Genomic DNA, 22062 nt, shown 5'->3' with positions numbered 1-22062 from the left:
TGACTTATTTTCTCAATAAAGAACAATAATTATAACAAATACAGTACTTAACAAAGAGTTTTTAAGTTTTATTCAAAACTTTCGGATAGCAGTGAATTTTATGTAATTATGCAGCATGACACTAGGCTTTAGAAACAGTACTTTTATCCCTTATTTCTGGGGATTTATGTCCTTGCAAGTGGATGCAGTGCATACCTACAAGAACAACTTGTACCTGCTTTTTATTTCTTAAGCAGCAGGCGTTTTACTCTAACAGATAATTCATTCGGACTGAATGGTTTTGTTATAAAGTCATCTGCTCCAAGCTCAAAAGCTTCCAAAACTGTTTTCTCCAATCCCACTGCAGACAGCATGATTATTGGGATGTTCAATTTCAACTCGATTTTTACTTTTTTGACAATATCTAAACCGGTTACAAATGGCATCATAATATCTGAAATTATTAAATCTGGATTTTCAGAAACAATTTTTTCTAGTGCAATCTGACCGTTTGGACATAAAAGGACTTTATATCCTTCTCTAACCAATTTAAATTCCATGGCTTTTGACATCATTTCGTCATCCTCAGCAACTAAAATTGTTTTCATATTAACTGGTTTTATAGATTCATACTAAAAGCAGCACAATTGTATTCCCCCGTCATTTGATTTTTCAGGAGAATTAATTTCTAAAAATAAGATTTTTTACACTGCCTTAATCGCAAATTCATAGGACAACAACAATTAAAGCTCCTATTTACGAATAAAGCTCGATCGCTACCTGTAATTCCTTGATAGCCAACTGGCAAATAGCATTTAACTTAATAACTTCCTCTATTCTTTTTTGTCCTAGAGGGTTTATTTCAATTTCTTTTTCAATAATGTCAACACATTGAGATCCTTTGACCATCCCTAACAAACTTAGAGAGGACTTAAGCTTATGGATTTCTTCTTTCAAAATTATGAGATCATTATTCTCATTAGATTTCAGAATTATTTCCATTGTTTCTGGTGTGTTTTCTAAAAAAAGCGTGATCATCTCTTTAATAAAAGTCTCATCACCTTCCGAAAACTCTTTCAAATATTTAAGATCAACTAGTTTTTCTGCTGTTAATTCTTCCTTTTGCACAACTGAAGAGTGTGTCATGTTTACTTTATTTACCTTTAAATTTAAATACAATTTATTCAATAACACATCAAAATCATAGGGCTTAGATAAATAATCATTCATTCCATTTTCAAGGCATTTTCGTTCTTCCTCAACAGTGGCATGCGCTGTTAATGCAATAATAGGAATCCCCGCTTTTTCTCCCATGTTAGACCTAATATAATTAGCGAGTTCAATACCATCCATTTCAGGCATTTGTATGTCTAACAAGATAATATCATAAGCCGTTTTTTCTATCTTTTCAATTGCTTTTTTTCCGTTTTCAGCAACATCAATTTCTTTCCCCCATTTTTCAAACACTTTGATTGCCAGAAGTTGATTGAGCTCGTTGTCCTCCACTAAGAGTATTTTGACCTCCTTTAAAAAATCTGGAGCAATGGTTTTGTTTGTCAACTGAGGCGACATCGTAATTCCCTTTTCCGCTTTTTTATACACTAAAGAAAAGGAGAATTCACTTCCTTTAGAAACTGCACTTTCAACACTAATTTTGCCTCCCTGCAACTCAACAAGATTACGTGTAATTGTAAGTCCAAGTCCTGTTCCACCATATTTTCTTGTTGTTTCATTTGATGCCTGATTGAAACTTTCAAATATGGAATTTACTTTATCGCTTGGAATACCAATGCCGGTATCGATAATTGAAAATTTCAATTTGCATTCTGATGCTGTTTCCTGCACTTCAGTAACTACTAATTCTACAAAACCTTTTTCGGTAAATTTAAGTGCATTCCCCAGTAAGTTTACTAATATTTGAGATAACTTCGTAGGATCACCAATTAGATTATCAGTTATTTTGGAATCAATATCGTATAACAATTTTATTTTCTTCTCTTTTGCATTTTGAGCCAATAACTCAATAACCGAAGAAACTGTTTTTGATAGCGAAAATTTCACCTCTTCAAAAGTCATTTTATCTGCTTCAATTTTTGAAAAGTCAAGAATATCATTAATAATAAACATCAAGTTTTGACTGGCTTTTTTAATAGCCTCTACACTTTGCTTCTGGCTATTATCTAATTTAGTACCTTCGAGAATTTTGGCAAATCCAATAATACCATTCATAGGAGTCCGAATCTCGTGGCTCATATTCGTTAAAAACTGTTCTTTTACAACTACTGCTTTTTCAGCTAATTCCTTAGCCTTTATAAGCTCAGCCTCTGTTCGTTTCTGCTCGCTAATATCTTGAATGGTTCCAAGTATTTTACAAGGTTTGTCTCTATCATCATTCAAACATTTAATAAATTGCTTGATGTATTTTACAGTTCCTTTTTTACTAGTTATACTATGATGAAATTGTACTTCCGTTTTTGTGGTTTTAACGTGTTTTAGATTAGTTTCAAAAAGGGCTAAATCTTCGTCATCTGTAAAACAGGATTTAAAAAAATCAACTGAAGCAATCTTCTGGTTTTCAACTTCAAAAATAGCAAAAAATTCATCTGAAAAATACACCTCATTATTGCTTAAATTAATTTCCCAGCTCCCTATTTTAGCTAATTTTTGCGCTTCAAGAAGTCGATTTGAATTGACTTTCAAAGCTAGTTCGGTAACTTTTCTAAGTTTTAAACTTTCATGCGACTTAATGGCATTCCTGATACTTTGAGATACCCCATCTGGAGTCAGTAACGTTTTTGGAATATAATCTGAGGCGCCACTTAATATTGCTTGACTAGCGATTTTTTCATCGCCTTGTGAGGTTACAAAAATTACAGGCGTCTCAATATCCAAATCTCTAATTTTTTTCAAAAAAGAAATTCCATCGGTATCGGGCATCATATAATCTAGAAATATTAAGTCATATTCCAATGATATAATTTTTTCAATTCCATCTTTTGCAGAAAAAACGCTATCGACCTCAGCAATTATGCCAGATTGCGCAATGGAACGAGTGAACGTGATCGCATCGATTTTATCATCGTCAATTATTAATATTCTTAAAACTTGGGCCATAGTATGCTTTTATTTTTGACTAGAAAATTCAATAATATTCCAATATTCATTGAGGACTGAAACGAATGAGTTTAGAGTTTGGCTTTCAAATGACATGGGAATATATCCTGCAATATTCAAATTCAAAGCTGCTGCTTTATTTATTTCATTTTCTGAATCTGTGATTACAAAAACTAAAATTGATTTTAAATCGGTATGATTTCGTATCGCATTCAAGAATTGTATTCCTTCATTCTTCGTCCTGTTGACATCGATTAAAATTATTTTAGGTATCGGGATTATTTTTTCAGAGCCCTCCAGCATCGACCATGCCTCATTTTCATTTGCAGCTGAAAATAAAGTATGTTTCACCTCTATTTCTGAAAAAGATTTTCTGAAGCTTTCGATGATAGCCTTTCTATTGTCGACCAATAAGATACTTGCATTTCCCATAACAAAAATGAATTGGATATATTACAGTTCACATAATTGCCAGAAGTTCTTGAGAGTAGCCACTGAAGTCAAAAACTTTTCAAAAGAAAGTGGCTTAAGGATATATCCCGCAACATTCAAATTGTAAGCATTTATCTTGTCACTATCCTCGTTTGAAGTGGTCATAACAAAAACAGATATGTTTTTAAGTTTCTCGTTTTCCCTCATTATTTTAAGAAACTCAATCCCATTCATTTTTGGCATATTAATGTCTAGAATGATAATTTTAGGCAGCGGAATAATATGGTTTTCCAGCATTTCAAGTGCTTCCACTCCATTTCCGGCTACAAAAAGCGGGTTCATGATATTATTTTTAGAGAAGGCTCTTTTTACATTCATTACATCTACTTCATCGTCTTCGACCAATAAAATATTTACCAATTTTTGGTTCATAATTTTAATTTTTTAATATTATTATTTTAGGCCAAATTAACGTAAAAATTGAGCCATTGTTTATACCAGCAGAATATTTAATTTTTCCTCCCACCAATTTCATGATTTTACAACTGATGGCTAATCCTGCTCCAGTTGTATCCACAACATCTTTAGAATTAACAGTGTAAAAAATAGAGAAAATTTTAGACGCTACTTGTTCGGGTATTCCGGGGCCATTATCGCTAACTTTTATTTCATAGTCGCTTTCGGTTTCTACAACCTCAACACCTACTTTTCTATTTTCTTTATCGTGAAATCGGACGGCATTGTCGAGTACACTCAATATCACTTTTTGCAATTTCGCTCCTAAAGTTAAACAATTTTCATTAATAAGAGTCGTGTTTAAAGTAAATTCAACGTTGGAATTAGGCTCCAATAATGCAATACTATTTGCCATCATTTTAGAAATATTCACTTCATAAAATTCCAATTCTACCCGATCCACGCGAGAAAGTTCCAACAGTCCATTCATCATGTTTTCCATTCGATTGACCCTATTTTTCAGCAAGCTTAAATTGGCAATCACTTCTTGATTTTCAACGGCTCCTAAATCCTCTTCAATCCACGTGGTTATATTTGAAATTGCCCGCATAGGCGATTTTATATCATGTGAGACTATATACACAAATTCTTCAAACTCTTTTTTAAGGGCTACTAATTCCTGTTGACATTTATCTTCTGCTTCCTTCATCGTTGTTTATTTAGGGAATGTAAAAACGAAACTACACCCTTTATTTTCTTCGGATTCAATATGGATACTTCCTCCTTTTTCTTCAATAATTTTTTTTACAATTGACAAACCTATACCTGTACTCTCTTTTACATCACGTGCAACAATAGTTTGAAAAACTTTGAACACTTTTTTGTGGTATTCTATTGCAATCCCAGGACCATTGTCTTTTATAGTAAATTGATGAAAACCGGGCAGTGCTTTATACTGGCAGTCTATTTTCCCTACTGCCTTATTACTGTACTTAACAGCATTGCTAATCAAGTTACTAAACACTTGCTGCAAAAGTATTCGTTCCGATTCAATCACTGGAAAGTTTTCACCAATCGTGATTTCAAAGCCTTGCTTGGGAACAATAGAATCTATAATTTGAATCAACATTAATTTTAAATCAATATTTTCTTTTTCTATTTCGGTACGACCAATGCGAGAGTATTCTAGAACTCCATTGATTAAGTTTTCCATTCGCAACACTCTTCCGCGAAGCAGGTCAAAATTAGCGCTAACGACCTCAGGCATTTCTGGCATATCTTCGACAATCCACTCTGACAAATTATTAATGGCTCTAAGTGGCGCCTTTAAATCATGTGAAACTACATAAGCAAACTGATCGAGTTCTTTGTTTTTTTTACCCAAATTCAATAATGCATTATTTAAGTTTGCTTCCGCATTTTTTTGATCTGTAATATCGGTGCTTATTGAAATGTATTGATACGGCTTATTTTTTTCGTCCAAAAACGGCACGATAGTCGCTTTTTCCCAATAATAAGAACCGTCTTTAGCTAAATTCCTCATTTCACCTTTCCAAACATTCCCGTTAACAATTGTTTTCAAAATTTTTTTAGCAGATTCTTTGGGAAAATGCCCCGTAATAGCACGTTGATCTTTGCCTATCAGCTCGTCTGTGGTATACTTAGAGATACTACAAAAGTTATCGTTCACATACGTTAACAATCCCTGTTGATCTGAAATAGATACAATTGCTGATTCATCTAAAGCGGATCGTATGTCTCTTATTTCTTTTGATTTTTGAATGATTTTTTGCTCTGCCAGTGTTATTTCAGTTACATCCTGAATAATTCCTTTTAACTCAATCACTTCCCCTTTTTCATTTTTAAAAGGTTGTCCAATTTCTAGAATATGTTTGACTCTTTGATCTGGAAATACGATTCTATATTTGATTTTAAAGTCTTTTCCTGTTTGTATGACATCCTCACTGACTTGATCCAGCTTTACTAAATCATCCTTGTGAATTCTGCTTCTATATTCTTTATACAACTGATCTGAAGGCAGTTGATCTAATTCAAAAATACGATAATGACCCTCTGACCAAACAAGATCATTAGTAACTAAATTAAATTTCCAACTCCCAATTTTAGCAATATGCTGCGACTCCTCTAATAAATTATTCCCATCGATTAAATGTTGCTCGGCTTCTTTCTCCTTGGTCACATTTCGAGCAATACAGTATAAATTTCCAGTTGTAGGATCTGGTGAGGTATTCCAGCTCAGTATAATATAATCTCCACTTTTACAACGATAACGGTTCTCAAAACTTATCGTTAATTCCCCCTTTGATAATTTCTCTACTTCCTTGTAGGTTTGAGCCAAATCATCAGGATGCACCAGATCAATAAAAGGAGTTCCTTCCAATTCTTCTTTAGAATAACCTAAAACCTTTGTAAAAGCGGGATTAACTTTATAGAATAATCCATTCACATTAGCAATACAAACCAAATCTTTAGACAGTTCAATGAAATTTTGTATTTCCTTTTGAGATTCAAGGAAATCTAAATGTTTTTTGCGTGAATCTAATAATGCAACAACATGATCAGCAAGTAATTTTAGGGCGTTTTTTTGTTCTACATTAAGAGCTCGAGGTTCCGTATCAATCACACAGAGCGACCCCATATTAAACCCGTTTCTAGTTCGAAGTGGAGCTCCTGCATAAAATCGAATATTAGGACTACCAGTAACCAATGGATTCTCCGAAAACAGCTTGTTTTCAGTAGCATTCTGAACTTCAAAAACATCATCACCTAAAATGGTATATTGACAAAAAGACAGCTCTCTCGATGTTTCTGATACATTTATTCCTACTTTTGATTTAAACCATTGTCGGTCTTCATCTATTAAATTAACTAAAGCAATAGGGGTTCCGCAAATAAAAGAAGCTAGCTGTGCAATAGAATCATATTCTTGTTCAGACAAGGAGTCCAGAATAGCATAGTCTTTCAGTACTTGGAGTCTTTCAATTTCATTCTCCGGTTTAGGATCTATTTTCATTAAAATAAGGATTTTCTTTACTATTGTTGAGCAATAATTGATGGTTAATTATTTTATGCTTATCATTCCTACGCACTAATTCCAGTCGAAAAAACAATTGGTTTGGCTACAAAAATAAAATTAATTTCGAATTATCAGAATCATAACTGCTTAAATTTATAGTAGTCCATAAAAAAAAACTCCTTTTTCAGATTATTTTCAAAACACAAAAAATCAAAATTAGGAAAAATAAACACATCTACTCAAGAACACTTTTTTCTGTAATTAAAAACTTTTTGCGAAAGTGATAATTACAGTATTTCGATTAGTAACATCATTTGATTCTTTTATTTCTATTCCTTTTTAATCCCTTTCTCCTAAAATAAAGACAAGTACAACTGCTTATTAGATATTCAAAAATAAAAAATAAAATAAATCATTCGACAAAACACATATTATAATGATAAACAACAACTTGTAAAATAAAAATGTTGTTTTTCTTATAATTAGAAAAAATATTTGTCTAAATTTACGCTATTAGTTTAGCCAGGTGAAGATCCTACTACTCACCTATAAAAGCTCAAAACTGCGGTTTGTAAATTCCGATTCTAGCTTTTAATTAAAAATTTACGATTGTGGTAAAAAAAACAAGCTCCTGTTTTTTTTTGAAAATTACTATTTGACATACCAATTTAATACCCTTTCCTATTTAAAAAAAAGGCGCAATGAGAACATACAACTACATCCTGTTTTTCAACGAAATAAATATAGATGCAATTGACAAAGTAGGCGGTAAAAATGCATCTCTTGGCGAAATGTACAATCAGCTCAATCCAATTGGCATTTCTATTCCAAATGGATTTGCAGTTACTGCAGAAGGGTATCGGCTATTCCGAAAAACCAACCGTTTAGAACAACTATTGCAAGATTTATTGTTGTCTTTAGATACCAAGGAATATTCAAATCTTTCGCTTATTGGAGAAAAAGCTAGAAATCTCATTCTATCTGCAGCTATTCCCGAAGAAATACGGGATGAAATAAAACTCGCTTACGAATCGCTCAGTAAGCAATGTGGTACCTCAAATCTAGATGTCGCAGTACGAAGTAGTGCCACATCTGAAGATTTACCCACCGCGAGTTTCGCAGGACGAATGGAGTCTTTTCTTCATATTAATGGAGAACAAGAATTACTGTCCACTATTCACCGTTGTTATGCTTCGCTGTTTACAGATCGTGCCATAAAATACCGTCACGACATGGATTTTACTAAATTAGACATTGCTATTTCTGTGGGTGTCCAACAAATGGTTCGAAGTGACAAAGCTGCTTCTGGCGTCGCTTTTACAATTGATCCAGATAGCGGATTCGAAAATACCATCATCATCAATAGTATTTGGGGACTGGGAGAAAATATTGTTCAAGGCACGGTTACGCCAGACGAATGGGTAGTATTCAAACCTACATTAGCAAATCCGAACGTGAATCCCATTTTAAAAAGACAGTGCGGCCAAAAAGAATTTACGATGATCTATAAAGATACAATCACAGGTTCACCTGTCGAAAATACCATTGTTAATACAGATACTTCATTGGAAAAACAAAAACAATTTTCGCTAAACGACAAAGAAGTCATTCAACTGGCACAATGGTGTTCAAAAATTGAAAAACATTATAAAAAAGCAATGGACATTGAGTGGGCCAAAGACGGTTTAAACAATCAATTGTACATTGTGCAGGCACGTCCAGAAACCGTTCACGGAAAAGCAAATAAGCAACTGCGAAAAATTTATAAGCTCAAAGAAAAAGGCACTCTCCTAGCTCAAGGAATCGCATTAGGTGACAAAATTGCTTCCGGTAAAGCCCGAATTCTAAACAATCCGCAAGAGGGCGATTTATTGCAAAATGGCGAAATCATCGTGACAGATGTAACAAATCCGGATTGGGATCCCATCATGAAACGAGCCGCAGCGATTATTACTAATAAAGGAGGCCGCACCAGTCATGCCGCTATTGTGGCTCGAGAACTAGGAACCGTTGCAGTCGTGGGTTGTGGAGATGCTACCTCAGCAATAAAAAATGGTCAGGAAATTACCGTTTCCTGCGCCGAAGGTACAGCAGGAAACATATATGATGGACTGCTGAAATGGGACATTACAGAGCAGGATTTTAGTGCCCTAAAAATGCCGGAGACGCATCCCATGTTCATTCTGTCTGATCCCGAAAGAGCGTTTGAGTTAAGCCAATATCCCAATCAGGGCGTGGGTCTGATGCGAATGGAATTTGCGATTTCGAATACAATCAAAATCCATCCGTTAGCATTATGCGAACCAGAAAAAATAACCGATAAAAAAATCAAATCTGAAATTGCAGCATTAACAAAAGGCTACGAAGACCCAAAAAAATATTTCATCGATAAACTCGCCGAAGCAGTAGCGATTGTTGCAGCCGCTTTTTACCCAAAGGACGTCATTGTGCGCATGAGTGATTTTAAAAGCAATGAATACGCCAATCTGATTGGAGGAAAATTTTACGAACCAAAAGAGGAAAACCCAATGATTGGTTTTCGTGGTGCTTCCCGTTATTACAGTGATTTTTATAGAAAAGGGTTTGCTTTAGAATGTGAAGCCATGAAAAAAGTGCGCAACGAAATGGGACTCCTCAATGTAAAACTGATGATTCCGTTTTGTAGAACAGTAGAAGAAGGTGAAAATGTCTTAGCGGAAATGACAAAAAATGGTTTAGTACAAGGCGTCAACGGATTACAAGTATATGTGATGATTGAAATTCCAAGTAATGTATTGATGGCTACTGAATTTGCAAAACTATTTAATGGATTTTCTATAGGATCCAATGACTTGACACAACTCACCTTAGGTTTAGATCGTGATTCAGCATTAGTCAGTTATTTGTTTAATGAGGAAAATCCAGCAGTCAAATACTTAATAAAAGAAACCATTAAAGTTGCCAAACGTTATGAAATAAAAGTGGGACTCTGTGGTCAAGCTCCCAGTGACATTCCTGAGTTTGCTGCTTTTTTAGTCCAGGAAGGAATCGACAGTATCTCCTTTAATCCAGATGCTTTGATAAAAGGAATCGAAAATATTTTAGAGGCCGAACATAAAAGCAAAAAAAATTACAAACTCAGTAAAATAGCTCTCAATGGAAACACTATTCAAAAATAAAGTAGTTATTGTAACCGGCGGCTCCTCTGGAATTGGTAAGGCGACGGCACTTGCTTTTGCAAAAAAGGGAGCAAAAATAGCTGTAGTAGACTGGAAGGAAAATAATGAAGTGATAAACCTCATCCAAGAATTAGGTGGTGAGGCACTTTTTATCAAATGTGATGTCTCCAAAGCGGAGGATGTAAAAGCAATGGTCGCCAAAACGATTGCCACATTTGGCCAATTGGATTATGCTTTCAACAACGCCGGAATTGAGGGCACATCTGCTCCTACACAAGAGTGCTCAGAAGAAAATTGGGATAAAACCATTGGTATAAACCTAAAAGGAATCTGGCTTTGTATGAAATATGAAATTCCAGAAATACGCAAACAAGGGAAAGGCGTCATTATCAATTGCTCTTCGGTCGCTGGATTAGTTGGTTTTGCAGGATTACCCGCTTATGTGGCGTCTAAACATGGCGTCGTGGGACTTACTAAAACGGCAGCTTTAGAATGCGCCACATTAGGAATCCGAATAAATGCGATTTGTCCCGGTGTAATCCAAACCCCAATGATTGATCGTCTGACTGGAAAAAATAAAGAAGCAATACAACAATTCACAGGTTTAGAACCTCTGGGTCGCTTTGGTCTTCCAGAAGAAATAGCGAATGCGGTAGTATGGATGTGCTCTGATGAAGCCTCTTTTGTAACCGGACATGCCATGTCCGTAGATGGTGGTTTTGTAGCACAATAATAGAAATAAGATTCTAAAACCAGGTCAAACTGTAATTTTTTTTATCCTAATTTAAAATTGGGTTATGGGAAATTATACCTTGAAATAGTTTTATTTCCAAAATTCCAGCACTACGATTTGAGCAAGCTGGAACTTGAAAACCTTCAGTACAATTAAAAATTTATATTTAGCAACAAACAGAAATAGTAGCTTTAAAAAATTATGGAAAATAAAATTAGCTGTCAAAGTTGTAGCATACCGCTTGACGCCACCGCATTGCAAGGAACTGATAAAAACGGTCTAAAAAGTAAGGAGTATTGTAAGTATTGTTTTGATGATGGCGCTTTCAAAAATCCAGAGATAAATTTAGAACAGATGAAAATCAACGTAAACAATAAATTGAAAAAGTTAGCAATCAATGAAGATTCCATTCAGAAAACGGTAAACAATTTACCGCTATTGAAGCGTTGGAAAAGTAGTTAATGTCAAATCCAAAGTGGTAGCTTGAAATCCTCTTTGCTTATAAAAAACCGTATGGCAATACCATTTATCGAATTCATCAGCCGACTCTTAAGCGATCCATTAATAAAAAAATTGACAGAAAATAAAAGTAGAAACAAAATAAACGCACAAACAAAGCTAACCACTTAAATCAATCAACATGGAAATCATCCCTTTTTGTCAAAGTTGCGGAATGCCACTGGCTTCAGAAGAAGTCAAAGGAACAGAAAATACGGGTCATAAAACAAGTGATTACTGTAAATATTGTTATGAAGACAGTCAATTTAAACAACCCGATATGAACTTAGAAGACATGAAAAACATGGTAAAAGTCCATATGCAGAAAAAGAAGCATCCAGATTACATGATTCAAAAAGCCATGAATCTCTTACCTGCCTTAACTCGATGGAAAAACAGCCATTTAATTATGTGAGCAATCCACTATTCGCAAGGTTGATAAGGAGAAAAGCGAACAATTTTTTATAAAGTAAAAACTATTAAAATGAAAGTATTAGTCTATAGCATCTTTGGTTTTGATAAGCCATTTATGGAAAAAGCAGCGCATGGCAATCACGAATTAGTTTTCTCAGAGGAGCATTTGGATGAAAAAACGGCAGACCTAGCCAGGGGATTTGATGCAGTTTTGCTTTCCACGTCAGATGTTGCCTCTGCAGCAGTGTTGCAAAAACTATATACTTATGGCGTAAAATATATTGCGTTGCGGGCGGTACGTTCAGATCTTATTGATCTTCCAAGAGCCAAATCTTTGGCCATGAAAGTAGCAAATGCACCTACTTATTCTCCTTATTCCGTCGCAGAACACGCCGTAGGTTTATTGTTAGCCTTAAACAGAAAACTGATTTTGGGTCAGCGGTTAATGCACATTGGTGATTATCGCATGGATCATCTGGTAGGTTTTGATCTGCATGGAAAAACAGTTGGTATCATTGGAACTGGCACAATAGGTGCTGCTTTTGCAAGGATTATGCATGGTTTTGGATGTAAAATTTTAGCTTTCGATGCTATTGAAAATAAAGAACTATTAGCTGAAATCCCATTATCTTAAGGCTCATTTGAAGCTGTTTGTGCAGTTTCAGATGTAGTCTCAGTTCATGCGCAATGGAATCATTCCTCCAAGCAAATGTTTGATAAAGCCACTTTTTCAACGTTAAAAAAAGGAATGATTTTTATCAATACCGCTCATGGAGCATTTGTAAACACCGAAGATTTAATCGAGGCAATTGAGAATAAAACTATTACAGCTGTTGGTTTAGACGTTTATGATAAGGAACACGCATTGTTTTATCAGGATCACACTGAATCTCCTATAACAGACTCGTTGTTTCTCAAATTGCGTTCTTACCCTAATGTATTAATTACCGGTCATCAGGGATTTTTGACAAAGGAAACATTGGCCGGAGTAGCAAATATAACAATTGCCAATTTAAATGCTTGGGCCTATAATGGTACTTCTGAAAATGAAATAAATGAAAAATAGCTTCCTTTTTTTTCGAAAATAAAAATAGAATGAGCCTATTTTCAACTAGATCATTTTCCTTTTTATATTGTGAACAGTAATGCTAAAACGCACCAAATGAAAGGTTCCTTTAAACTCGGAAAAATCGCTGACATTGGAATTTTTGTTCACTGGACCTTCTCATTATTGATTATGTTTATCATTTTCATTAATTACCGAGCGGGCCAGAGCGCAACTCAAATACTTTTGTCCGTTCTGTTTATTTTGAGTCTATTTGTCACTGTAATCCTGCATGAACTAGGCCACGCTTTGGCAGCAAAAAGGTACCACATAAAGACCAAAGACATCACTCTTTTGCCTATTGGAGGTTTAGCACGGCTCGAAAAAATTCCTGAAAAGCCAATTGAGGAATTGATAGTAGCTGTTGCAGGACCTTTAGTAAACATTACCTTGGCCATTATTACAGGGATATTCATAGCCATTCCCGAAACGACGGAGGAATTAATGTTGCAACTTTCAACTGGCATAAATCCGAATAATTTCTTTTTGAATTTCTTCTTAGTCAATTTTTGGCTGGCACTTTTCAACTTGATTCCTGCTTTTCCAATGGATGGAGGCCGAATTATACGCGCTGTATTGTCCTTTAAAATGCAACGGCATGTAGCGACTCGAATTGCGGCTCGAATTGGTCAATTTATAGCTTTAGGATTTATACTTTTTGGCTTTTTTACGTCACCTGTTTTAGTTTTTATTGGTATTTTTGTTATTATCGGGGCGCAGGTAGAAGCGGACTTTACTGAAACTAAATTTTTATTAAAAGGTTTTAAAGTTCATGACATTTTGATGAAACAATTTCCAAAGGTGGATGCGAATGAAACCATAAAAACGGCCGTGTCATTGGTTTTAGACAGCCAAAGCAAGAATTTTCTAATCACGGAAGCAGGTATTCCTGTTGGAACGCTGAACCGAGATCAAATTATTATGGCGCTTACAAAAAATGGAGAAAATGAATTTATTTATAATGTCATGGATCGGAATTTAGTTTTTCTTGACGGTAACTCACTTCTGGAAAATAGTTTTGAGGTGATTCAACTCAATAAATCAAGATTAATGCTCGTGATGGAAAACAATGAAGTAGCAGGAGTTTTGGATAGCGAAAATCTTATGGAATTTATTTTAATCAATGAAGTTAAAGCAAAGATAACGCATGATAAAAAGTACCGATAGCTTTACGGCTTCAAAAAATCTAGAGTTGGTTCACAGTGGCGAAGATTATTTTGCCCGTTTAGAAGCTATTATAAAACAGGCACAATTTCAAATCTACCTGCAAATGTATCTTTTTGAAAACGATACTACAGGAACAAGAATTAGTACCGCCTTAAAAGAAGCAGCTTCTAGGAAAGTTAAAATTTATGTGCTTCTGGATGGTCTAGGCTCTTTATCCTTTCCTTCTGAGCTGGTTAAAGAACTGAAAAATACTGGTATTAACATTCGTTTTTTTGCCCCTTTATTTTCAACATACACCTTTTTTATTGGCAGGAGGCTCCATTCAAAAATTGTTGTTGCTGATGCAAAAGTTGCGCTGGTTGGTGGCATAAACATCGCTGCTAAATACCATGGATCAGCAACCGAAGAACCATGGTTGGATTATGCCGTTCAACTAAAAGGGGAAATTGCTAAACCACTGCAGCAACTCTGCAGCGATATTTATTCTAAGAAAAGGCGCTTAGGAAATAAAAAAATAAAAACGGTTTTTGCTATGCAGGGAGATGCATCCGTACGCATACTCCAGAACGATTGGCTAAAGGGGAAAAATGAAATTTGTGATGGGTATATCAAAGCCATTCGGCAGGCCAAAAAAGAAATAATTATAGTAGGAAGCTATTTTCTTCCTGGGATTCGAATCATAAGAGCATTGAAAAAAGCATCAAAAAACAAAGTGACCATTAAACTGATTCTTTCTGGAAAATCAGATCTTCCAGTGACTAGACGGGCAACTTGCTTTTTATATGGTAAACTTCTCAACTACAACATTGAATTGTACGAATGGGACAAATCGGTTTTGCATGGAAAAGCGGCAGTTATTGATGGGAATTGGTCCACAATTGGCTCTTTTAACCTGAATAATTTAAGTTCGTACGGAAGTATTGAAACTAATATTGAAATAAACTCAGAATTATTTGCAGCTATGTTTCGGACCCATCTCTACGAAATCATTGCACAATGCCAATGCATCACGCGGGAATCTCTAAATACTAAAACCAATATTATCACTAAATGCATTAATTTGATTTCGTACGGTATCACGAGAATCATAGAATTAGTAGTCACTTATACGCCTCACAAACGCTTCTATAATTAAAAAAAAGAGGATTGGAATCAAAAAAGGGCGTTCTTAATAGCAACATCTTTAAAAAAGTATCCGCAGCACTCCAAACTTATAAAGTGCTAAACTAGCATAAGCATTAAGCGGAAGACATGCCTTTTCAGGGGATTTTGATTTAAAAGTAGTACTACAAAACCTCACAGAAATGATGGGAAAATCCAAATACAAATTCATCCCAAAAAAACTAAATTGATGACCCTATACATACGTCAAATTGTTACTGCGCTGTTGTCTATAAAAAACCGAAGCTAATTTTTGATAAGCACAAGTAATGGATTCGACCTCTTAATTACGTCCAGAATTTTGGGCCGAACGAGTATTGCAAACACAAAAAATAATTCACCATAAGTAAATGGATCAGCTGGTAGGAAAAATAAATTACGTTCTAAAAATCAATCTAAAAGGTACCGAATTTATAAAGTACAAAGCGCTACTTTTTGAATTGAAACACCAATAAGATTTGAGAGCCATAGAAAAACAGTTGTTTTCTTTTTGAAGAGAAAAAATTAATAGTACGGACTCCAATTTAGGATTTTTTTCATATATCTAATTGAATATAAACACTTTATTTCTATTTTCTTCTTTCAAAATTGTTTAAATTTGATATTGTAAAATAGCAACTCGAGCGATTTTTTCAACCGCACGAAGTTAAAAAAACAAAGTAACCGCAACATAAAAAACAATCTCGATGGCATTTATAGACTATTACAAAATTCTTGAAGTGGATAAAAAAGCAACCGAAGCCGAAATTAAAAAGGCGTATCGCAAACTAGCCCGTAAATACCATCCTGATTTAAATCCTAATGATAAAGAAGCCGAAAGAAAGTTCAAGGAAATTAATGAAGCAAACGAAGTATTAAGCCATTCTGAAAACCGTAAAAAATATGATGATTACGGAGAAAACTGGCAGCACGCTGAGGAATTTGAAAAATCCAAACAACAACGGCAGTATCAAGGAAATGGCCAACAAGGAGGTTATGGAGAAGGAGGATTTAGTGGTAGTGGTGACTTTTCTAATTTTTTCGAATCCATGTTTGGTGGCCGTTCCACTGCTGGTGGAAGTCGAAGAGAAGCTCAGTTTAAAGGGCAGGATTTCAGCACCGAATTGCATCTTGACCTAAAAGACGTCTATAACACGCACAAGAGAACGCTGACAATCAACGGTAAAAATATCCGAATTACCATTCCAGCTGGAGTCGAAAATGGACAGCAAATAAAAATTAGTGGTGTGGGTGGTGAAGGCGCCAGTGGAGGTCCAAAAGGCGATTTATACATCACATTTACAGTAGCCAATCACACGGAATTTAAACGTGACAAAAATAATCTTTATGCAAGTGTAGCTCTCGATTTATATACTGCACTATTAGGCGGTGAGATTACCGTTGCTACTTTTGACGGCAAAGTAAAACTGACTGTAAAACCAGGAACCCAAAACGGAACTATTGTCAAACTGAAAGGAAAAGGTTTCCCAATTTATAAAAAGGAAAGTGAATTTGGCGACTTATATATTACCTATCAAATCAAAATCCCTACTAATCTCTCCCAAAAAGAAAAAGATTTATTTATGGAACTTTCAAAATTACAAATATCATGAATACCACAAACTTAATCCCTCTATCCCTGCTTTACATGCAATACAATCTAGAAATGTCATTCTTTTTTAATTTAAATGAAATGGGTTTATTGGAAATCCTTACCGTTGATGAAACTAAATATGTCCGTCCTGAATCTGTTCATGCAATTGAAAAAATGATACGATTGCACCAAGAACTAGAGGTAAATATGCATGGAATAGATGTCATTTTAAATTTATTGGAAAAAATAGAGCGTTTACAGCATGAATTGATTTCCGTTAAGAACAGGTTGAGTTTGTATGAAAGTTAAAAATTAAATTACAATTGGAAAAAAGAAAAGAACTGTTGAAAATTCAAATGATCCCTTAGCATTTGAAAAAATACAGTCAAATAGCAATTTGAACGACGTGTATTGGATGACTTAGATAAGTAGCAAACTAAAAATTAACACTATGAAAACGATACTTTGCCCAACCGACTTTTCTTTACTGGCAGATTCTGCTATACATTATGCTGTAAAAATGGCGACCGTATTTGATGCTTCATTAATTTTATACCATTGCTTTATTCCTTTTGAAAGTGCTTTTTATCCCCTTAATTCAAGCACTCAAGAAAATTTAGATACTAAAACAATTTTAACCAACCACCTTACTGCTATCATGAATTCGATAATGGATAAAAATCCAAATCTTCCCATAACCATTCATGTGGATCAAGGTCCTGAAGGCATTAAGATTCCGAAATTTTGTAAAAAAAATAAAATAGATTTAATAGTAATGGGCACAAAAGGAGCTAATGGGTTAAAAGAAAAAATCATTGGTAGTTTTACTGCCAAGGTAATGACCAAAGCTTCCTGCCCCGTATTAGCCATTCCTGAAAAATATAAATTCAAGATCCCAAAAAAAATAACTTTTGCCTCCAATTATAATAAAAAGGACAAAAAGGTTCTCTCTCAATTACTGGAATTAAACAAGCTTTTCAATGCTACCATTACCATTCTTCATGTCGACAAGGGAATCCTAGCGTTTACTGCAGATGAAGACTTTGACAATTATAAAAATACAATCCAAAACCATTTTAAAGATTTTGAATTCACTTTCAAACATAGTACAGGAGAGAACGTAGCAAAAATCATTTTAGAAGAGACAGTAGCCGATAAAACGGATCTGATTGTAATTAATCCCTTAAAAAGAAAAGGTTTTTGGAATCGTATTTTTTACTCCAGTATAACAAAAAAAACAGCCTATCTAATCGCCAAGCCTTTACTGAGCATTCCAGTGCAATAATTATCGTCATCCTGTTCCTAATTTAAGATAAATAATACAATTAAAATTCAATATAATTGGCTAGTAGTCCATCCTATTCCTATTGCCCGTTACGATAAGTAAGAAATTCAAAGATTCTAACATACTAATTATTTCCACATGAATGCTATCTATCTGGACATTCTCGGGTTTATCCTAGCCACAGCGGTAATAGTAGCAACGGGCTCACGGCTATCTAAGTATGGTGATATGATGGCCGATATGTTAGGTTGGGGAAAAATGTTTATGGGCATTGTTCTTTTGGCATCGGTAACATCTATGCCCGAACTAATGAATGGAATTAGCGCTGTGGTTTTTCTTGATGCTCCAGATCTTGCCGTTGGCGATATTGTAGGAAGCTGTGCTTTCAATATCCTTATTATTTCTATTATGGATTTATTTTACGACCATAAAAAACCACTAACATCGGTTGCCCAAACAGGTCATGTGATTGCAGCATCCTTTGGCATCATACTATTGAGTTTGGTCGCTTTTGCAATTTTAATGCCCGATATTTTTGGAACCATTTTATGGATTGGAGAATTCAGCTTACTCTTTCTTTTATTTTACGTCATAGCCATTCGCGTAATATTCTCTTATGATAAAAAAGAAAGCCATCATCGGGAAGAAAGAAAAAACACCTACACGCTAACACTAAAACAAGTCGTGCGAAGGTATATAATGAACGCACTTGTACTAATGGGAGCTGCAATGCTGCTGCCTTATTTTGGAGAACACTTGGCCGAGGCCAGTGGAATGGGACAAAGTTTTTTTGGCACTTTATTTATTGCTGCTTCTACTTCACTTCCGGAAGTAGTAGTATCCATAGCGGCCATTCGACTGGGAACCATTGATCTAGCAATTGGTAATATTTTTGGCAGTAATATTTTTAATATTGCCATTTTGACCATTGATGATATTCTATATACGAAAGGCCCTATCCTTCAATTTACTAGTCCCAACCATATTATACCAGTCCTAGGAACGATAATTATAACTGCTATTGGCATTATCGGCATCGTATTCAAGGAAGAAAAAAAATGGAAACTCGCCATAGACACTGCTCTAATAGCATTAGTGTATGTATTAATGATGATTTTATTATACTATATAAAAGATTAAAATTATGAACTGGCATTTACTCCCAATATCAGAAATAACTCAATTGCTAAATACAACTCCAAGCGGTATTGATCCAGTAGTAGCCGCTGAGCGCTTGCGCGAACAAGGAAAAAATCAAATTGAAGACACAAAAAAGAAGAGTATTTTTAAAATGATTTTATCTCAGTTTTCTGATTTCATGATTCTTATTCTTGTAGCGGCAGCTATTATTTCAGGCGTTATAGGTGATGTTACGGATACAATTATTATACTAGCTATCGTCATTATTAATGCAGCTGTAGGATTTATTCAGGAATATCGAGCAGAAAAAGCGATGGAAGCCTTAAAAAACATGGAAGCAAACCATGCTCATATTTTACGTGAAGGAAAAATGATGAGCATTCCTGCAACAGATCTCGTGGTAGGAGATGTCATAATGTTAGAAGCAGGGAATATTATTCCAGCAGATGTCCGATTTTTTGAAACGCATCAAACAAAAGTGGATGAATCAACGCTAACAGGCGAATCCAATAATGTAGAAAAAAATACAGAAGAACTTCCCGAAGGAAATTATGCCCTTGGCGACCAGACCAACATGGGTTTTAAAGGAACTTCAGTTACTAATGGGAGAGGCCTTGCTTATGTCGTGGCAACTGGAATGCAGACCGAGTTGGGCCATATTGCAAAAATGATCCAGACCGATGAAACCACCACTCCCTTGCAGAAAAGATTAGCTGCTTTTGGCAAACGATTGTCCGTAGGCATACTGTTGATTTGCACCATCATTTTTATGATTGGTTGGCTGCGTGGCGAAGCTATTTTGACTATGCTAATCACTTCTATTTCACTTGCAGTTGCTGCCATTCCTGAAGCTTTACCAGCATTAGTAACAATAGCATTAGCTTTTGGAGCTAAGAAATTGGCAAAACACAAGGCCCTTATCCGTAAGTTACCCGCTGTAGAAACATTAGGTTCTGTGACCTACATCTGCTCTGATAAAACAGGTACTTTGACCCTCAATAAAATGACTTTACAGGAATTTTATGAAACTTCGACCGCAAATTATCAGACGGTTTTTAAAGATCAAAACAGACTGCTTCACGCAATTGCTTTGAATAATGATGTATCAAAAGAAGAAAACGGAAAATGGATAGGAGATTCGACTGAGGTAGCGTTGGTCGAATATGCGTTCGATAAGAGTTTTAATCGAGGTGATTTAGAAAAAATTTATCCGCGAATTGCAGAATTACCTTTTGATTCCAAAAGAAAGTGCATGACTACAATTCATCAAATTAGTAATCCTGACGCCGATCAAAGCGCTACAATGATTGTATTAACAAAAGGAGCCGTTGATGTCTTGTTTGACAAGTTGAATGCCGATCAAAAATCACATATTCCAGAATTGGAACGTAAAGTAAATGAGATGGCTGCAAAAGGCTATCGAGTTTTGGGATATGCAATGAAAACAATTTCATCACTTCCGCAGCATTTAGATCCAGATGAAATCGAAACAGAGCTAACGCTTATTGGCTTTGTTGGGATGATCGATCCACCTCGCGAAGAAGCAAGGCAAGCCGTATCCGAGTGTAAAGAAGCGGGCATTATTCCAGTGATGATTACCGGCGACCACAAGCTTACTGCTAAAGCTATTGCTGCAAAACTGGGTATTATTTCTTCCGAGGAGGACCTAGCCCTTACTGGTTCTGAATTAGCAGTGTTAAACCAAATTGAGTTTGAAGAAATCGTGACAAAGGTTCGCGTTTATGCACGTGTTAATCCCGAACAAAAATTAAGAATCATCACTGCCTTACAATCTAAAAATCACTTTGTAGCGATGACTGGCGATGGTGTCAACGATGCTCCAGCTCTTAAAAATGCTGATATTGGCATTGCGATGGGTATCAACGGTACAGAAGTTTCCAAAGAAGCTTCGCACATGATTTTACTAGATGATAATTTTGCCACCATCGTAATTGCAGTTAAGCACGGCAGGAAAATATTCGATAATATTCTGAAATTTATAAAGTATATTATGACTGGAAATTCAGGAGAAATATGGGCTATATTTTTGGCACCGTTCTTTGTTTTACCCATACCATTACTGGCCATTCACATTCTTTGGATTAACCTAATCACAGATGGCTTGCCTGGGTTGGCCTTAGCCTCTGAACCAGCAGAAGCAAATATTATGAAACGACTGCCTAGAAATCCGAAGGAAAATATTTTCTCAAATGGAATGGCAGTGCATATTTTATGGGTAGGATTTTTAATGGGAGTAGTCACCATCGGAATGCAGGCTTATGCCATACATGTGGCGAACTCGCATTGGCAAACGATGGCATTTACCGTTCTTTGCTTTAGCCAATTGGGTCATGTAATGGTCATTCGATCTAGCCAAGATTCTATTTTTAAAATTGGTTTTTTCTCTAATAAGCCCATGATTATCGCTTTAGCAATAACGGTTTCACTTCAATTAATGATAATTTATACTCCTTTATTTAATGGGATTTTTAAAACACAACCGCTAACTTTAGGAGAATTGACCCTAACATTAGCGGTATCAAGTATTGTTTTTTGGTCGGTAGAAATAGAGAAATGGCTAAAAAACAAGAATAAATAAATCATAAGTTTTTTTATTGCGATTTATACTTTTGAAACAAAAAAAATCATAGGCCGTTCATGGCTTGTGAACTACTTTAACGACTAGTGCTAATTATAAAGCAAGGAATTCTTTTTGTTACACAATTAGGAGAAACGTTTCAAAATCGTCTTCATTTTTTTAAATTGAATTTTTATCGACAAAATCCTTTAAATAACAGACAAACAACACC

17 protein-coding genes and 1 pseudogene are annotated in these 22062 nt (G+C 35.2%); 12 read left to right on the top strand and 6 right to left on the bottom strand.

Translation table 11 applies throughout. The annotated features are described in order from the left end of the window. Window positions 1-221: 221 nt before the first annotated feature. From IWX83_RS15380 to IWX83_RS15355, 6 genes are all read right to left on the bottom strand, one after another. Window positions 222-587, bottom strand: a complete 366-nt coding sequence (locus tag IWX83_RS15380) for a response regulator transcription factor (protein ID WP_066081531.1) — start codon at window positions 585-587, stop codon at window positions 222-224. A gap of 148 nt (window positions 588-735) precedes the next feature. Then, window positions 736-3093, bottom strand: a complete 2358-nt coding sequence (locus IWX83_RS15375) for a response regulator (protein ID WP_196831005.1) — start codon at window positions 3091-3093, stop codon at window positions 736-738. A gap of 9 nt (window positions 3094-3102) precedes the next feature. Continuing rightward, on the bottom strand, window positions 3103-3525 hold the full coding sequence (locus tag IWX83_RS15370) for a response regulator (protein ID WP_196831004.1): 423 nt from the start codon (window positions 3523-3525) through the stop codon (window positions 3103-3105). 21 nt (window positions 3526-3546) lie between these two features. Then, window positions 3547-3957, bottom strand: a complete 411-nt coding sequence (locus IWX83_RS15365) for a response regulator (RefSeq protein ID WP_073354657.1) — start codon at window positions 3955-3957, stop codon at window positions 3547-3549. A gap of 4 nt (window positions 3958-3961) precedes the next feature. Then, complete coding sequence (locus IWX83_RS15360; protein ID WP_196831003.1) at window positions 3962-4690, bottom strand: ATP-binding protein; 729 nt, start codon at window positions 4688-4690, stop codon at window positions 3962-3964. A gap of 6 nt (window positions 4691-4696) precedes the next feature. After that, a complete protein-coding gene (locus IWX83_RS15355) occupies window positions 4697-7015 on the bottom strand; it encodes a PAS domain-containing protein (protein WP_196831001.1) in 2319 nt (772 codons plus the stop codon). A 704-nt stretch (window positions 7016-7719) separates the two neighbouring features. Here IWX83_RS15355 and ppsA point away from each other — a divergent pair. From ppsA to IWX83_RS15290, 12 genes and pseudogenes are all read left to right on the top strand, one after another. Continuing rightward, window positions 7720-10176 (top strand): phosphoenolpyruvate synthase, encoded by a 2457-nt coding sequence (gene ppsA / locus IWX83_RS15350; protein ID WP_196830994.1) that lies wholly within the window; start codon window positions 7720-7722, stop codon window positions 10174-10176. Continuing rightward, a complete protein-coding gene (locus IWX83_RS15345) occupies window positions 10154-10909 on the top strand; it encodes an SDR family oxidoreductase (protein ID WP_196830992.1) in 756 nt (251 codons plus the stop codon). Before ppsA ends, IWX83_RS15345 begins: the two co-directional genes overlap by 23 nt. Window positions 10910-11110: 201 nt before the next feature. Continuing rightward, the gene (locus IWX83_RS15340) at window positions 11111-11371 is read left to right on the top strand and encodes a zinc ribbon domain-containing protein (RefSeq protein ID WP_073354669.1); all 261 of its coding nucleotides are present in this window, start codon (window positions 11111-11113) and stop codon (window positions 11369-11371) included. 178 nt (window positions 11372-11549) lie between these two features. Beyond that, window positions 11550-11822, top strand: a complete 273-nt coding sequence (locus IWX83_RS15335; protein WP_073354671.1) for a zinc ribbon domain-containing protein — start codon at window positions 11550-11552, stop codon at window positions 11820-11822. A gap of 69 nt (window positions 11823-11891) precedes the next feature. Next, window positions 11892-12887, top strand: a pseudogene (locus IWX83_RS17325) (NAD(P)-dependent oxidoreductase). A 96-nt stretch (window positions 12888-12983) separates the two neighbouring features. Then, window positions 12984-14093, top strand: coding sequence for a site-2 protease family protein (locus tag IWX83_RS15320; RefSeq protein ID WP_196830988.1), 1110 nt, complete (start codon window positions 12984-12986; stop codon window positions 14091-14093). Next, window positions 14074-15228 (top strand): phosphatidylserine/phosphatidylglycerophosphate/cardiolipin synthase family protein, encoded by a 1155-nt coding sequence (locus tag IWX83_RS15315; RefSeq protein ID WP_196830986.1) that lies wholly within the window; start codon window positions 14074-14076, stop codon window positions 15226-15228. The genes IWX83_RS15320 and IWX83_RS15315 overlap by 20 nt, the downstream gene beginning before the upstream one ends. Before the next feature lie 712 nt (window positions 15229-15940). Continuing rightward, window positions 15941-16846 (top strand): DnaJ C-terminal domain-containing protein, encoded by a 906-nt coding sequence (locus IWX83_RS15310; protein ID WP_196830984.1) that lies wholly within the window; start codon window positions 15941-15943, stop codon window positions 16844-16846. Further along, on the top strand, window positions 16843-17136 hold the full coding sequence (locus IWX83_RS15305; protein WP_231380062.1) for a chaperone modulator CbpM: 294 nt from the start codon (window positions 16843-16845) through the stop codon (window positions 17134-17136). The genes IWX83_RS15310 and IWX83_RS15305 overlap by 4 nt, the downstream gene beginning before the upstream one ends. Window positions 17137-17278: 142 nt before the next feature. Next, window positions 17279-18112 (top strand): universal stress protein, encoded by an 834-nt coding sequence (locus tag IWX83_RS15300; protein ID WP_196830982.1) that lies wholly within the window; start codon window positions 17279-17281, stop codon window positions 18110-18112. A gap of 138 nt (window positions 18113-18250) precedes the next feature. Further along, window positions 18251-19252, top strand: a complete 1002-nt coding sequence (locus IWX83_RS15295; protein WP_196830980.1) for a sodium:calcium antiporter — start codon at window positions 18251-18253, stop codon at window positions 19250-19252. 4 nt (window positions 19253-19256) lie between these two features. Continuing rightward, window positions 19257-21851: a cation-translocating P-type ATPase gene (locus tag IWX83_RS15290; RefSeq protein WP_196830978.1), complete on the top strand. Its 2595-nt coding sequence runs from the start codon at window positions 19257-19259 to the stop codon at window positions 21849-21851. Window positions 21852-22062: the final 211 nt, after the last annotated feature.

The sequence above is a fragment of the Flavobacterium sp. CG_9.1 genome (assembly GCF_015751645.1).
Taxonomy (GTDB): domain Bacteria; phylum Bacteroidota; class Bacteroidia; order Flavobacteriales; family Flavobacteriaceae; genus Flavobacterium; species Flavobacterium xanthum.
The sequence above is the reverse complement of the archived record's forward strand: the minus strand, read 5'-3'. Positions and strand labels throughout refer to the sequence as shown.

What these genes read in the sequence shown, in the direction of transcription:
- IWX83_RS15380 (WP_066081531.1), bottom strand. Translation starts at nt 587, where the DNA reads ATGAAAACAATTTTAGTTGCTGAGGATGACGAAATGATGTCAAAAGCC.
- IWX83_RS15375 (WP_196831005.1), bottom strand. Translation starts at nt 3,093, where the DNA reads ATGGCCCAAGTTTTAAGAATATTAATAATTGACGATGATAAAATCGAT.
- IWX83_RS15370 (WP_196831004.1), bottom strand. Translation starts at nt 3,525, where the DNA reads ATGGGAAATGCAAGTATCTTATTGGTCGACAATAGAAAGGCTATCATC.
- IWX83_RS15365 (WP_073354657.1), bottom strand. Translation starts at nt 3,957, where the DNA reads ATGAACCAAAAATTGGTAAATATTTTATTGGTCGAAGACGATGAAGTA.
- IWX83_RS15360 (WP_196831003.1), bottom strand. Translation starts at nt 4,690, where the DNA reads ATGAAGGAAGCAGAAGATAAATGTCAACAGGAATTAGTAGCCCTTAAA.
- IWX83_RS15355 (WP_196831001.1), bottom strand. Translation starts at nt 7,015, where the DNA reads ATGAAAATAGATCCTAAACCGGAGAATGAAATTGAAAGACTCCAAGTA.
- ppsA (WP_196830994.1), top strand. Translation starts at nt 7,720, where the DNA reads ATGAGAACATACAACTACATCCTGTTTTTCAACGAAATAAATATAGAT.
- IWX83_RS15345 (WP_196830992.1), top strand. Translation starts at nt 10,154, where the DNA reads ATGGAAACACTATTCAAAAATAAAGTAGTTATTGTAACCGGCGGCTCC.
- IWX83_RS15340 (WP_073354669.1), top strand. Translation starts at nt 11,111, where the DNA reads ATGGAAAATAAAATTAGCTGTCAAAGTTGTAGCATACCGCTTGACGCC.
- IWX83_RS15335 (WP_073354671.1), top strand. Translation starts at nt 11,550, where the DNA reads ATGGAAATCATCCCTTTTTGTCAAAGTTGCGGAATGCCACTGGCTTCA.
- IWX83_RS15320 (WP_196830988.1), top strand. Translation starts at nt 12,984, where the DNA reads ATGAAAGGTTCCTTTAAACTCGGAAAAATCGCTGACATTGGAATTTTT.
- IWX83_RS15315 (WP_196830986.1), top strand. Translation starts at nt 14,074, where the DNA reads ATGATAAAAAGTACCGATAGCTTTACGGCTTCAAAAAATCTAGAGTTG.
- IWX83_RS15310 (WP_196830984.1), top strand. Translation starts at nt 15,941, where the DNA reads ATGGCATTTATAGACTATTACAAAATTCTTGAAGTGGATAAAAAAGCA.
- IWX83_RS15305 (WP_231380062.1), top strand. Translation starts at nt 16,843, where the DNA reads ATGAATACCACAAACTTAATCCCTCTATCCCTGCTTTACATGCAATAC.
- IWX83_RS15300 (WP_196830982.1), top strand. Translation starts at nt 17,279, where the DNA reads ATGAAAACGATACTTTGCCCAACCGACTTTTCTTTACTGGCAGATTCT.
- IWX83_RS15295 (WP_196830980.1), top strand. Translation starts at nt 18,251, where the DNA reads ATGAATGCTATCTATCTGGACATTCTCGGGTTTATCCTAGCCACAGCG.
- IWX83_RS15290 (WP_196830978.1), top strand. Translation starts at nt 19,257, where the DNA reads ATGAACTGGCATTTACTCCCAATATCAGAAATAACTCAATTGCTAAAT.